The organism is Sulfitobacter noctilucicola (assembly GCF_000622385.1).
GTDB lineage: Bacteria > Pseudomonadota > Alphaproteobacteria > Rhodobacterales > Rhodobacteraceae > Sulfitobacter > Sulfitobacter noctilucicola.
The window spans coordinates 207,824-221,434 of the sequence record NZ_JASD01000008.1 but is presented as its reverse complement, the minus strand read 5'-3'; the positions used below and the strand labels follow the sequence as shown (position 1 = coordinate 221,434).

12 protein-coding genes are annotated in these 13,611 nt (G+C 58.0%); 7 read left to right on the top strand and 5 right to left on the bottom strand.

Annotation, left to right across the window (positions count from 1 at the left end; translation table 11 throughout):
• The first annotated feature begins 21 nt into the window (after positions 1–21).
• The 3 genes from hisC to Z946_RS0104560 are packed head-to-tail and all read left to right on the top strand — an operon-like array spanning position 22 to position 2,823.
• On the top strand, positions 22–1,122 hold the full coding sequence (gene hisC, locus Z946_RS0104570) for a histidinol-phosphate transaminase (RefSeq protein ID WP_025054555.1): 1,101 nt from the start codon (positions 22–24) through the stop codon (positions 1,120–1,122).
• Complete coding sequence (locus tag Z946_RS0104565) at positions 1,106–2,029, top strand: prephenate/arogenate dehydrogenase family protein (RefSeq protein WP_025054554.1); 924 nt, start codon at positions 1,106–1,108, stop codon at positions 2,027–2,029. Before hisC ends, Z946_RS0104565 begins: the two co-directional genes overlap by 17 nt.
• On the top strand, positions 2,026–2,823 hold the full coding sequence (locus tag Z946_RS0104560; RefSeq protein ID WP_025054553.1) for an extensin-like domain-containing protein: 798 nt from the start codon (positions 2,026–2,028) through the stop codon (positions 2,821–2,823). Before Z946_RS0104565 ends, Z946_RS0104560 begins: the two co-directional genes overlap by 4 nt.
• Here the strand turns inward: Z946_RS0104560 and Z946_RS0104555 are convergent, their stop codons facing one another.
• The gene (locus Z946_RS0104555; RefSeq protein ID WP_025054552.1) at positions 2,824–3,786 is read right to left on the bottom strand and encodes a DUF2125 domain-containing protein; all 963 of its coding nucleotides are present in this window, start codon (positions 3,784–3,786) and stop codon (positions 2,824–2,826) included.
• A gap of 65 nt (positions 3,787–3,851) precedes the next feature.
• On the opposite strand from Z946_RS0104555, the gene Z946_RS0104550 reads away from it, so the two are divergent.
• The 3 genes from Z946_RS0104550 to Z946_RS0104540 all read left to right on the top strand — a co-directional run bounded on the left by Z946_RS0104550 (position 3,852) and on the right by Z946_RS0104540 (position 7,706).
• Positions 3,852–4,382, top strand: a complete 531-nt coding sequence (locus Z946_RS0104550) for a gamma-glutamylcyclotransferase (RefSeq protein ID WP_025054551.1) — start codon at positions 3,852–3,854, stop codon at positions 4,380–4,382.
• A gap of 75 nt (positions 4,383–4,457) precedes the next feature.
• Positions 4,458–5,672: a biopolymer transporter ExbB gene (locus Z946_RS0104545; RefSeq protein ID WP_025054550.1), complete on the top strand. Its 1,215-nt coding sequence runs from the start codon at positions 4,458–4,460 to the stop codon at positions 5,670–5,672.
• Positions 5,673–7,706, top strand: a complete 2,034-nt coding sequence (locus Z946_RS0104540; RefSeq protein WP_025054549.1) for a peptidoglycan -binding protein — start codon at positions 5,673–5,675, stop codon at positions 7,704–7,706. It begins immediately after the preceding gene.
• A gap of 24 nt (positions 7,707–7,730) precedes the next feature.
• Here the strand turns inward: Z946_RS0104540 and Z946_RS0104535 are convergent, their stop codons facing one another.
• The 3 genes from Z946_RS0104535 to gloB all read right to left on the bottom strand — a co-directional run bounded on the left by Z946_RS0104535 (position 7,731) and on the right by gloB (position 11,962).
• Positions 7,731–8,651: a M23 family metallopeptidase gene (locus Z946_RS0104535; RefSeq protein WP_241461298.1), complete on the bottom strand. Its 921-nt coding sequence runs from the start codon at positions 8,649–8,651 to the stop codon at positions 7,731–7,733.
• A 47-nt stretch (positions 8,652–8,698) separates the two neighbouring features.
• The gene (gene clpA / locus Z946_RS0104530; protein ID WP_025054547.1) at positions 8,699–11,020 is read right to left on the bottom strand and encodes an ATP-dependent Clp protease ATP-binding subunit ClpA; all 2,322 of its coding nucleotides are present in this window, start codon (positions 11,018–11,020) and stop codon (positions 8,699–8,701) included.
• 174 nt (positions 11,021–11,194) lie between these two features.
• Positions 11,195–11,962: a hydroxyacylglutathione hydrolase gene (gloB, locus tag Z946_RS0104520; protein WP_025054546.1), complete on the bottom strand. Its 768-nt coding sequence runs from the start codon at positions 11,960–11,962 to the stop codon at positions 11,195–11,197.
• A gap of 60 nt (positions 11,963–12,022) precedes the next feature.
• Here gloB and Z946_RS0104515 point away from each other — a divergent pair, with 60 nt between their 5' ends.
• Positions 12,023–12,772 (top strand): methyltransferase domain-containing protein, encoded by a 750-nt coding sequence (locus Z946_RS0104515; protein ID WP_025054545.1) that lies wholly within the window; start codon positions 12,023–12,025, stop codon positions 12,770–12,772.
• A 1-nt stretch (position 12,773) separates the two neighbouring features.
• Here the strand turns inward: Z946_RS0104515 and Z946_RS0104510 are convergent, their stop codons facing one another.
• Positions 12,774–13,583 (bottom strand): crotonase/enoyl-CoA hydratase family protein, encoded by an 810-nt coding sequence (locus Z946_RS0104510; RefSeq protein ID WP_025054544.1) that lies wholly within the window; start codon positions 13,581–13,583, stop codon positions 12,774–12,776.
• Positions 13,584–13,611 lie beyond the last annotated feature (28 nt).

The window sequence follows — 13,611 nt, the reverse complement described above, 5'->3', positions numbered from 1 at the left end:
AACCGCTTAAGGGACGTTGATATGAACAAGATCACGCCACAACCCGGCATTATGGACATCACTCTGTACCAAGGTGGTGCGGCCCACGTGAACGGCGTTGAAAACGTCGTCAAGCTTTCGTCGAATGAGAACCCGCTGGGGCCATGCGACAAAGCGATCGAGGCGTTCCGTCGTGCGGCCTATGACCTGCATCGCTACCCGTCTTCCGACCACGCACCACTGCGCGCCGCCATCGGCGCTGTGCTGGGCCTCGATCCGGAACGGATTATCTGCGGTGCCGGATCAGACGAGATCATTGCGTTTTTGTGTCAGGCCTATGCAGGGCCGGACACCGAAGTCGTTCATACCGAGCACGGCTTCGGGATGTACCGTATCAATGCGCTTGCGGCGGGTGCCACGCCTGTAGAGGTGGCAGAGCGCGAGCGGGTGACAGATGTCGATGCATTGTTGGCGGCGTGCACGGAAAAAACGCGCCTTGTCTTCATGGCAAATCCGAACAATCCCACCGGCACGATGATCGGCGCGGCAGAGGTTGCTCGGCTGGCCGCTGGTTTGCCAGAGCAGGCGTTGCTTGTTCTGGATGGCGCGTATGCGGAGTATGTCGAAGGCTACGATGGTGGTGCGGCGCTCGTAGATGCGCGCGACAACGTCATCATGACACGGACGTTTTCCAAGATTTACGGCTTGGGCGGTTTGCGTGTGGGGTGGGGCTATGGCCCGCAGCATGTGCTGGACGTTCTCAACCGTGTGCGTGGTCCCTTCAACGTCAGCCAGGCGGCGCTGAACGCCGCCGAGGCGGCGATCCGCGATACCGCCTATGTCGATCACTGCCGGACGGAAAATGCGCGCTGGCGGGGGTGGATGGCGGATGCCTTGGCTGAAATCGGTGTGCCATCGGACGTGTCTTGCACAAACTTCGTGCTTGCCCGTTTTGCATCGGCTGACGAGGCCGAAGCCTGCAACGAGCATCTCAAATCACAGGGTCTGCTTGTACGCCCTGTTTCAAGTTACAATTTGCCAAATTGCCTGCGGATCACGGTTGGTGACGAATCCTCGTGCCGTCGGGTCGTGCATGCTGTGCGCCAATTCAAAGACGGGGGCGCAGATGGCTCAGATATATGACAAGGTCGCCCTCATCGGGCTTGGCCTTATTGCGTCTTCCATGTTCTGGGCGATCAAACGCGGCGGTCTGGCGGGCGAAGTCGTTGGTACCTCACGTTCCGCCGAAACACGGGCAGCGGCGCAGGAAGTCGGCTTGTGCGATCGGATCTACGACAACGTCGCGGATACAGTCGAAGGCGCGGACCTCGTTGTTCTTTGTGTGCCGGTGGGCGTCATGGGCGCGGTCGCGGCCGAGCTGGCTCCTTACCTGAAAGCGGGGGCGACCGTCACTGATGTCGGCTCGGTAAAGGCTGACGTCATTGCACAAGTCGCGCCGCATCTGCCTGATAATGTTCACTTTGTCCCAGCGCACCCTCTTGCCGGAACCGAACATTCAGGTCCGACATCTGGTTTTGCAGAACTTTTTGACAGTCGTTGGTGCCTTATCGTTCCAGCGGAAGGCAGCGACCCTGAAGCCGTCGGCAAACTGCGTAGTTTCTGGGAAGGACTGGGTTCTTTTGTCGAGGAAATGGACGCCGAGCACCATGACCTTGTGCTTGCGGTGACCAGCCATGCGCCCCACCTGATTGCTTACACGATGGTTGGTGTCGCCGATGACCTGCGGCGGGTGACAGACACCGAAGTCATTAAATATTCAGCCGCAGGCTTCCGTGATTTCACCCGGATTGCAGCCTCCGACCCAACCATGTGGCGCGACGTTTTCCTGTCTAACAAGGACGCAACGCTGGAAATTCTGGGCCGTTTCACAGAAGAGCTTTTTGCGCTTCAACGTGCCATCCGGCAGGGCGACGGAGAGCACCTGCATGCCTATTTCACACGGACCCGGGCCATTCGCCGCAGTATTATTGAGGCGGGGCAGGATACCGATGCGCCGAACTTCGGACGTCAAGCAGGCAAACAACCGTGATTAGGGCGGCAGTGCTGTCTGTGCTGATCATCAGCGCGGATGCAGCTATTGCGGCAGACCCTGCGGCCTCTTTGCGGCCGACGTCGCGCGGTGGAAACTCTGCCCAGCAGCCTGTCACGCTAGAGCAGTCGGGTGCAATTGCTCAGCCTGCCCAAAGCACGCAGCAAGAGAATGCCAAGACCGGAGGCGGATTATTCTCTTCGCTCCGACCGTTCTTTCGCACAAAGAAGGTCGCCCGTGAGGGTCGCGCGCTGAAAAAGCTGCGCGAGCAGGGGGCCGTTTGTGGTGATGTCGCCATTCAGGGCGAAGTTGTCGGGCGTGTAACCGGCAAAATACGTGGTTGCGTGATTGAGAACGCGGTGCGCGTGCGGTCTGTGTCAGGCGTCGGGCTAAGTCAGAAGTCTGTCATGGATTGCCAGACGGCATCAGCGATCAAAAACTGGCTCGACGGGTCAGCCAAGCCGGCGTTGGCGAAACAGGGGGGCGGGCTGCAAACTCTGCGCGTTGCCGCTCACTATGCCTGCCGTACGCGCAACAACCAGAAAGGCGCGAAGCTGTCTGAGCACGGCAAAGGCCGAGCGATTGATATTTCGGCCTTCAAGCTGCGGGACGGCACAGAGGTCAGTGTTCTTAAAGGATGGAATGCTGCGCGGTTTTCATCCGCGATGCGGCGGATGCATAAGGGGGCCTGCGGTCCTTTCGGGACGGTGCTGGGCCCGAACGCGAACCGGTTTCACCGCGATCATTTTCATTTCGATACGGCACGCTACCGCTCAGGCAGCTATTGCAAATAGTCAGCGCATCACCAAAGGCGGTACTGGACCCAGTGCAATTGGTCCAAGAAAAGCAACTCCATCGCGAAAACTGAGTGTCAGATCCATCGTTTCAGGGTTACCGCCGATGTTGGCCAAGGCATTCAGCATGATCTCTGCCTGAACAGGAAGCGGGACTGGGATCATGAGATAAAGCGCCCGCCAGTTTTTGACGAACAGCGAAAGATCACCTTCTGGCACCCCGCGGGCATCAATTTCGATCTTGCCTTCAAGCTCTACTTCGCTGCTGCCCCAGACCGCCTGAGCCTTCTCGATCACAAGGGCGCGAGGCTTTGGCGGCGGGCCATCAAGGTGGTGCCTGCTCAGCGGTTCCTCAAAACGGATGGTGCCCTGCGCAGCCATTGCCGATAGCGCGGAAGGCCAATCAGCCGGGACGTTGATTAACGCGCGCAGTGTAGGGCCGAGGCTCAGGGCGTCCAAGTTCCCGACCCAGTCATATTGTGTCGGACGCTGGTCAACTTGCTGCAGCGCGAACCCGATCGCTGCGCCCCCGACAAGACGTTGTTCGAAGCCATTGAGTGTCCATTCACCGCTCTGGAGGGCGACCGAACTAAGCTCCAGTGCGGCAGTCGGACGAATTTTGGACCCGACTGACGCGTTCATCGTCAGCAATTCAAAGCGTTGTCCGGTATGCGTAACGCGAAGCATGTCCGAAGGCAGTCGCAGGGTCGCGTTGAGCGGCCACCATGCGGGCGAAGTGATTGTAAGTTCTTGCGTATCGAGGTTGATTTGACCGGATGGAGCGGCAAATCGAGGGCTGTCCATTCTGATATTCAAGGCGAGCGGAAAGCCTGAAACCTCAACTGCTTCGACAGCGACACTTTCTGTGTTTTCGAGGCTCTCGCGGATCAAAAATGCAGCGGCGAACCATGCACCCGTCCATATCAGAGCAAACACGCCCGTTACCCAGATCAATCTGCGCATCCCTTGCCCCTTTAACTCGGCCTGCAAATACGGTTTACGCAAGCAAGTAGGAAAGGACCAGCAGCATGGCAATGTGGGTTTTCGGATATGGATCGCTCTTGTGGAACCCCGGTTTCGAGGTTGCCGAGAGTATGGTTGCTACGCTGCCAGGGTATGCGCGGTCCTTCTGCATGCGCTCAATCCATCACCGCGGTACGGTGGCTGATCCGGGCCTTGTGCTGGCGCTGGATTCACAGCCCGCTGCAGTTTGCAAAGGGATCGCGCTACGCGTGATGCCGGGGCAGGAGGATGGAACGCTTGCCTATCTGCGCGAGCGTGAACTGGTGTCATCCGCCTATCTGGAAAAGAACCTTGAGATCACCCTGGAAACCGGCAGCGACGTCCAAGCCGTGGTTTATGTGATTGATGAAACACATGAGCAATACTGCGGCGGACTGCCTTTGGAAGAGCAAGCACAGATCATCGCCAAGGCAGTTGGCGGGCGTGGGCCGAACACCGAATACCTGTACAATACTGCTGATCACCTGACGCAGGTCGGTTTGCATGATCCGGACCTTTCATGGCTGAGTGATCGGGTAAAAACGCTTACAGGATAAAAGCTTGGCAAACCATGTCCAATTTAGTGTAAACAAAGGACAAAGCGGTAAATCGGGGTCAGGAGCAGCGACCTAATGGCGCAAACAGAGCGCACAGAGCGACCACAATTTTCCCAACCGGTCCGTCAGATTTCGCTGATGCTGATCGTATTGGCCCTGACCGGATTTGGCGCGTTTTTGGCGCTGCCGTCGGTATATCCGATTTTTGCGGCCAATCCTTATTTGAACGGCGTGATCATTCTGGTGTTCTTCATCGGCGTGTTGGCTTGTTTCTATCAGGTTTATCAATTGGTTGGGTCGGTACGCTGGATCGAAAATTTCGCCTCTGAGAAGCCTGATCCTGAAACGGTCGCGCCACAGCTTCTGGCACCGCTGGCGTCCTTGTTGCGTACGCGTGGTGCGCGAATGCAGGTTAACGCAAGCTCTACCCGATCTATCCTCGATTCCGTGTCGACCCGTATTGATGAGGCGCGGGAGATCACCCGCTACATCGTCAACATGCTGATCTTCCTCGGCCTTCTGGGTACATTCTATGGCCTTGCGACCACGGTTCCGGCGGTTGTTGACACGATCCGAAGCCTTGCCCCTTCCGAGGGTGAAGATGGCGTGGACGTCTTTTCCAAATTGATGACCGGCCTTGAGGCGCAGCTAGGCGGCATGGGGGTGGCCTTCGGGTCGTCATTGCTGGGTCTTGCGGGGTCGCTTGTTGTCGGGTTGCTGGAATTGTTCGCGGGCCACGGCCAGAACCGATTCTATCAGGAACTTGAGGATTGGCTCAGCTCGATCACCCGTGTCGGGTTCAGTGCGGGTGATGATGCAACGGGCGAACAGGCAGCGATGGCAGGTGTTGTCGATCACATGTCCGAACAGATGACGCAGCAGTTGGATGCCCTTGGCGGACTGTTTGCCAAATCCGAAGAGGGCCGCGCCGGCCTTGACGAAAAGTTGGGCAAACTGGCGGATGCCGTTGACCGGATGACCGAACGAATGGACCGCGATGATGCCTCTGCTGCGGCCCTTGCCCAGATTGCATCGGGACAGGAACGCATGATTTCTGTTCTGGAAGAGCAGGACGGCGAAGGTATTGATGCGGAAAGCCGGATGCGCCTGCGCTCTATCGACGTACAGATGCTGCGCATTCTGGAAGAAATATCGGCTGGCCGTCAGGAAACAATGGCCGAGCTGCGTCATGATATTTCACTGCTTGCCAAAGCGGTTTCCGGCGGGCGCGTGGGTGCCCCCGCGCGCCGTGTGCGAACCCCTGAAAAACCGGGCGGAGGAGAGCGCTAGATGGCTCTATCCCGTCGGACGGGTGCGCGGTTTCAAGGCTCTATCTGGCCCGGATTTGTAGATGCGATGACGGGGCTTTTGCTTGTCCTGATGTTTGTGCTGACCATTTTTATGGTGGTGCAGTTTGTTTTGACTGAACGCATCACAGGTCAGGAAAGCGAGCTGGACGCGCTGTCGGGAGAGGTTGCCGCACTGGCGCAGGCTTTGGGGCTGGAGGAAACCTCTAACGCCCAGCTCGAAGCGCGGTTGGGCGCGCTGTCTGCATCGCTTGATACTGCGCAGGCGCGTGCGACACAGCAGGAAGCGCTGATTGCTTCGCTGACAGCTGAACGGGATGCGGGCGCTGCCGAGTTGGCTACTGCTGAAGCCCAGATCACTTCTTTCGAAGCTCAGGTCGCAGGATTGTTGGCCCAGAACCAGCAAGCCGCTACAGAAATCGATACCCTTGAGGCGCGGGAGGCGCAGTTGCTGAGTGAGCAGGAGGCGCTTGATCTCGCGCTTGCAACCGCCCGTACGGAAGTCGACGCACAAGCCGAAGCCGCTCGTCTTGCAGCTGCTCGCCGTGAGGCGCTCGACGCGCTTGTTGCAGATCTGAGGGCGCGGAACGCACAGAGCGACGCGCTTGTTGCGGAGCTGGAGGGTCAAATTGAGGCAGCGGCCGAGGAGCTGAGCGCAGAGGAGACCGCGCGGATTGCCGAAGCAGCAGCGGCCGAAGCCTTGCGTGAGCGGTTGGCCAATGCGGATGCAGAGCTGACGGCGATGACACTGGCGCTCGAAGCGCAACGCGCCGAGGCCGAAGAAACTCTTACATTACTGGCAGCAGCACGAGCAGCCAGTGGTGATTCGGACACCAAGCTTGCCGAAGCGCTAATCCGTTTGCAGGATGCACAAATCGCAGCGCAAACCGGCGCACAGGCACAAACTGATCTGGCAGCAGCCAACGCCGAAATCGCCCGTCTTGAAGGGGAAGTTGCGACGTTGAACGAGACCGTTTCACAGACGGAATCAGAAGCGCAGGCCGAACTGGCTGCGTTGCGTGCGCAGCTTGCTGAACAGACCGATCAGGCAGCGCAGTCAGAGCAGACTGCAAATTCAGCTTTGGAGCAACTGCGCGCGCAAGTAGCGGCGCAGGAGGAAGCAGCGAGGGCGTTGGAGACGGATCGCGAAACCCTCCGCGAAAGACTTGCCGCAGCGGTCGCGGCACGCTTGGCGGCGCAGGCAGCGGCCGAGGACCAGACGACGCAGGCTGATACCCAAGCCGCATTGCTCGCCGCCGCACGTGCCGCGTTGAGCGAAGAAGAAGAGATCTCTGCGCAGGCGCAGCGGCAGACAGAAGTGCTCAACCAGCAGGTCGCAGCTTTGCGGGGGCAGTTGGGTGAGTTGCAGGCGCTTTTGGACGATGCGAAAGCGCGTGACGCTTCTAAGGACATCCAATTGCAGTCCCTTGGCTCCGATCTTAATACGGCACTTGCGCGTGTTGCGGCCGAAGAACGCCGCCGTGCCGAGCTGGAAGCGGCAGAGCGCGCGCGCTTGGAGGCCGAAGCGGCAGCATTGCAGGAACAGACCAAAGATCTGGAACAGTACCGTTCAGAGTTTTTCGGCCGACTGCGTGATGTTTTGGGTGCGCAGGAAGGTGTACGGATCGAGGGCGACCGGTTTGTCTTTTCCTCGGAAGTGCTGTTTCCGCCGGGCGGCGCTGTTTTGTCCCGCGAGGGGCGCAGTGAGATCGCCAAAGTTGCAGATATTCTGCGTTCCGTTGCAGACGACATTCCAAGCGAGATTGACTGGGTGATCCGTGTGGATGGTCACACGGACAATGTGCCGCTTTCTGGTACGGGCGAGTTTGCGGATAACTGGGAATTGAGCCAAGGGCGTGCCTTGTCCGTTGTGAAATACATGATCAACTTCCTCGGTATTCCGCCTGACAGGTTGGCGGCCAATGGCTTCGGTCAATTTCAGCCGGTTGCTTCGGGCAGCAGCGATGCAGCGCGCGCGCAGAACCGCCGCATCGAATTAAAGTTCACCGAAAAATAGTGCTCAAGAGGGCGGTTTTCGTTTCTATTCGATCGTGATTTGTGTCGTCATCGAATTGATTATCTTATCGCCGCGCTTCAGCGTGGCGGTGCCTTGATATGTCCCTTCAGGCCATGTCGAGCCGCGTCTGAGGCGCTTTCCGACTGCCCGAAATCCTTGCGCGCGCGGGCGGTCCATAACACTGGATTTCTTTACAACTTCGCCTTCGGGACCTGTGATTTCAAGCGAGAGCACATCGTCTTTTCGGGTGCCAAAGCTGAACCCGTAGATGACCAGCGCTGGTGCGGTTGGCGGCAAAGTGTCAGCAGCAACACTACCTGCCTTGACGCTCGCATACTCGGGCAAAGCGTCAGAAATTCCCACGTCGATCAAGCCGCCCGGCTGGTAGAGCGGCGGCCGTTCCCACAGCGTACTGTCGCCAGGTGAATTGCAGGTGACAAAGCCGTCGGGATCAAAAGGATCAACCGGTTTGCCGCCCTGACGCACTGAAAGATGCAGGTGAGGGAACTGTGCGCGTCCGGATTGACCGATCTGGCCCAGGACATCGCCGCGCTTTACCTGTTGATCATTTCGGATGGCAATGCTGCCTTTCTTGAGGTGGCAATACTGCGTTTCCCATCCGTCTGGATGAACAAGCACGACGCCGTTACCGCATTCCTTGCCTTCGATGGCGGCGGCAGTGTCAGGGGTATAACCGGTATCATCCATGCCGTCGCGGAATCCGCGTACGCGACCGTCCGCAGCTGCAACGACGTTTACCCCTGCATCCATCGCTTCTCGTGTGGGAAGGGCAAAGTCAGTGCCCTTGTGGCCATCATAGCTCAGCGCCTTGCAGTGATAGTCGGAATGGCCCTCACCGGGATCGCGGTCCATGTATTGCTGGATGTAGCAATCCTCGCCCAATGTGCATTGCACAGGGGATCCAAGGACCAAACCCTCCGCCATGACAGAGCTGGCGAAGGGCAGGGCGAGGGCCCAAAGCCCCCGCCAGATCATTCTGCGGTCAGAAGCGGTGGTTTATCACCGGAGATCTTACGCGTTTCAGGATCAAGAATGGTCAGCACAAGCTCACCTTTCTTGGCACCGACTTTGACGACGCCACCTTTGGCCAGCTTGCCGAACAGAAGCTCTTCGGCCAGTGGTTTCTTGATGTGTTCCTGAATGACGCGGCCCAGTGGACGCGCCCCCATCTTGTCATCATAGCCTTTTTCAGCAAGCCATTCGGCAGCTTTCTTGGTCAGCTCAAAGGTCACGTTGCGATCCATCAGCTGCGCTTCGAGCTGCAACACGAACTTCTCAACCACCTGAAGGATCACCTCTTTCGGCAGTGCCGCAAAGGAAATCACAGCATCCAGACGGTTGCGGAATTCAGGCGTAAACGTCCGTTCAATCGCTGCAGTATCCTCACCCGTGCGACGGTCGCGACCAAAGCCGACAGCTTCCTTCGCTTGCTCGGAGGCACCTGCGTTTGATGTCATGATGATTACGACATTCCGGAAATCAACAGTGCGTCCGTTGTGATCTGTCAGCTTGCCGTGGTCCATCACCTGCAGCAGGATATTATAGACGTCAGGGTGCGCTTTTTCCATCTCATCAAGCAACAGCACACAGTGCGGATGCTGGTCCACACCATCAGTGAGCATACCGCCCTGATCAAACCCCACATAGCCGGGAGGGGCACCGATCAAACGGGAGACCGCGTGCTTCTCCATGTACTCGGACATATCAAAGCGCAGCAGTTCCACACCCAGCGTATCCGCTAGTTGCTTTGCCACTTCGGTCTTACCCACACCGGTTGGACCTGCGAACAAGTAGTTGCCGATGGGCTTTTCAGGCTCGCGCAGGCCGGCACGGGCCAGCTTGATGGCGGATGCCAGCGCTTCGATAGCCTTGTCCTGACCAAATACAACCCGCTTGAGCGATGCTTCGAGGTCCTTGAGCACGACAACGTCGTCCTTGCTGACGGTCTTTGGCGGGATACGCGCGATCTTGGCAACAACGGCTTCGACCTCTTTTGTGCCGATGGTCTTGCGACGCTTGGAGGCGACGACCAGATGCTGAGCCGCACCCGCTTCATCGATCACATCGATGGCGCTGTCAGGCAGTTTGCGATCATTGATATACCGCGCGGCCAATTCTACAGACGTCTTGATTGCATCAGAGGTGTATTTCACCCCGTGATGCTCCTCGAAGTATGGCTTGAGGCCTTTGAGAATTTTCTGTGCGTCTTCGACAGAAGGCTCGTTCACGTCGATCTTCTGGAACCGGCGAGACAACGCGCGGTCCTTTTCGAAGTGCTGACGGAATTCCTTGTAGGTTGTTGACCCCATCGTACGCAACTTGCCGCCCGCGAGTGCGGGTTTCAGAAGGTTGGAGGCATCCATTGCACCACCTGACGTGGCACCGGCACCGATGACGGTATGGATTTCATCAATGAACAGCACGGCGTCATCGTGATCTTCCAATTCGGTGACGACGGCCTTCAAACGTTCCTCAAAATCACCGCGGTAGCGTGTTCCAGCCAAAAGCGCACCCATATCGAGCGAAAAGATGGTGGTATTGGCCAGCACCTCGGGGGTCTCCCCGGCGACGATCTGGCGTGCCAGACCTTCGGCGATTGCAGTCTTTCCCACGCCCGGATCACCCACCAGCAGCGGGTTATTTTTGCGGCGGCGGCACAGAACCTGAATGCAGCGCTCCACTTCGCTGTCCCGACCGATCAGTGGGTCGATATTACCCTCACGCGACTTGGCGTTCAAATCCACGCAGTATTTCTCAAGCGCGGTTTCTTTCTTTTCGCCGTCCGTGACGCCTTGGGCTTCTTCCTCGTGCTCGGGTGCTCCGGCGACGGGACGCGCCTCACCGTAGGCAGGGTCCTTGGCGACACCATGTGCGATATAGTTGACGGCGTCATAGCGCGTCATTTCCTGTTCTTGCAGGAAATACGCGGCATTGCTTTCACGCTCCGCAAAGATCGCGACAAGCACGTTCGCGCCGGTCACTTCGGTGCGGCCGGAGGATTGTACGTGGATCGCTGCGCGCTGAATCACGCGCTGGAATGCGGCCGTTGGAACCGCTTCGGAACCGTCCACATCCGTCACCAGATTGCTCAGGTCCTCGTCGACGAATTCAACAAGGGTATCGCGCAATTCGTCCACATCGACGGAACAGGCTTTCATCACCTGTACGGCATCAGGCTCGTCGATCAGCGACAACAGCAGATGTTCCAGCGTAGCAAATTCGTGGCGGCGGGCGTTTGCCAAGGCCAGCGCGGAATGGATTGCCTGCTCAAGTGTAGTAGAGAATGAAGGCACGTCTGTGCTCCTTATCCTGTGGGGTCGGTGAGGAACTGTGGTATAACAGGACCCCGCTCCGACCATGGTCTCTTAGTATTAGAGTTTGGTTGATCCCGGTTCATCTTCAAGCATTTTCTTTGAAAATCTGCTCACAAATGCCGTGATCACGTTGATTTGCCTCATCGCGTGCATCTAAAAGTTGTCTTTGCGCTTGCGGATTTCGGCAAAAACATCAGCGTCAGAGGCGGTTTGCATCCCCAGTGTGGCGCGGATGCCGGGGTTGGCGGGGCGCAGGAAGGGATTTGTGTCAAGTTCGGTTGATAGGGTCGATGGCACCGTCGGCTCTCCGTTCTCACGGCGCACCTCGATGTCTTTGGACCTTGATATAAGGGCGGCATTGTCCGGATCAACCGTCAGCGCAAATTTCGCATTCGAGGCGGTGTATTCGTGGCCGGAACAGATGGTTGTATCGCGCGGCAGGGCCATCAGTTTTTGCATGCTTCCCCACATTTGCGCAGGCGTACCCTCAAATAAACGGCCACATCCAAGCGCCATCAGGCTGTCTGCGGTGAAGCAACATTTGGCTTTGGGAACATAAAGCGCAATATGGCCAACCGTATGGCCGGATACATCAAAGACTTCAGCTTCGAGCGATCCGAGCACAACGGTGTCACCTTCTGCGACAGCTTGATCAAGCGGCGGCAAACGGTGAGCATCCGCAGAGGCCCCGACGACTTTCGCGGGATAGGTGGCCAATAGATCAGCCAGCCCGTCCACATGATCCCAGTGATGGTGGGTGAGCCAAACCTGATCCAATGTCCACCCGCGCGCCTCAAGCTCGGTTTTGATCGGGCCTGCTTCGGGTACGTCGACCACCGCTACCTTGCCACTGTCGTGATCGCGCAAGAGGAAAGCGTAATTATCCGACAGACAAGGGATGGTGATAAGGTCAAAGGGCATGGCGCAATCCTGTAGGGTTGGTATGGTTGGACAGACTGACACTCACAAGGCCGGGCTGCAATGCATCTTGATGTCCAAGACCTGCGTAATTTCTATTATCGGAGCGCGCTGGGGCGGGCGGCCCAGAAATCCCTTCGGGGACGCTTGCTTGAACTTTGGCCCGAGGCCAAAGGCCAAAGTGTCGTGGGTTTTGGTTTTGCAGCGCCTTTGTTGCGACCCTACCTCAAGGATGCGCGGCGGGTTATCACGCTGATGCCGGGGCCGCAGGGGGTCATGCCTTGGCCTGCCGGTATGGCGAATACCTCTGTTCTGACCGAGGAAACGCTCTGGCCCATCGAAACGGGCCATGTTGATAAACTGGTATTGCTGCATGGTCTTGAGACCTGCGAAAGACCTTCGGATTTACTCGAAGAGTGCTGGCGCGTGCTGGGGCCGGGGGGCAAGGCGCTTTTTATCGTTCCCAACCGTGCGGGGCTGTGGGCGCGGCGCGATGTGACCCCTTTTGGCTATGGTCGGCCTTATTCCCCCGGCCAGCTTGAGGCACAGCTTAAGAAACACCAGTTCCTGCCTGAACGGCAACTCGGATCGCTCTACCAGATTCCGTCGCAACAGCGCCTTTGGATGAAATCGGCAGGCATTTTCGAGAGGGTAGGCCGTCATGTACCCGCGATGATGGCCGGTGGCGCGTTTATGGTTGAGGCGACCAAGCTCGTTTATCCGCCAAAGGGTACGACTTCGCGGGTGCGCAAGCGTGTCAGTGTCCTTGAGGGTCTGACAGAACCTGCTGTGGGACGCGCACGCACCTTTTGATCTATTCGGCGTTCGGCCTTACCCGCGCGGCGCTTTTGTCTGCAAAAGCTGCCAGTCGGGCACGCGCGTCGGGTTGCGTATTAACGACGCCCGCCACGACGGCCTCGGCATAGGCCGCATCCATGGCGGACATGTTTTGCATATGGCTCACGGCAGAACAGATCGCAAAGTTGGAAAGCGGCAGATTTTGCGCGGCCTTCCGGGCAAGCTCTACTGCGGCGTCAAAACTCGACCCTTCCACCGCATATTGCGCGAGACCCACATCCATCGCTTCCTGACCCTGATAGACGCGGCCTGTCAGCATCATGTCGATCATGCGTGATTTGCCCACCAGATCAGTAACGCGAATTGTGGCACCCCCTCCGGTAAAGAGACCCCGCTGGCCTTCGGGCAGAGCGAAATACGCCGTTTGATCCATGACACGCACATGCGCGGAGCTGGCCAGTTCCAGCCCGCCGCCAACCACAGCGCCCTGCAAGGCTGCGATGATTGGCACACCGCCATATTCCATCTTGTTGAATGCTTCGTGCCAACGCAGGCAAACGTGCATGAAATCTGCAGGGCTGCGGTCTTCATCGTGGTGTTCGATCAGATCAAGGCCGGCACAGAAATGATCGCCCGATCCGGCCAGTACCACGGCACGCACGCCTGCACGCGGGGCCGCGGAAAAGAAATCGACGAGCTCCTCAATGGTGTCGATGTCCAGAGCATTCCGCTTTGCCGGACGGTTGAGTGTGACAATCCAGACGCCATCATCGCGTGCCTCAATGGCTAGGTTTTTGAAGCGCGTGAGGTCGATCTGCAGGGGCATGGCTCAGGTCCTTTGACAGCTTTGGGCA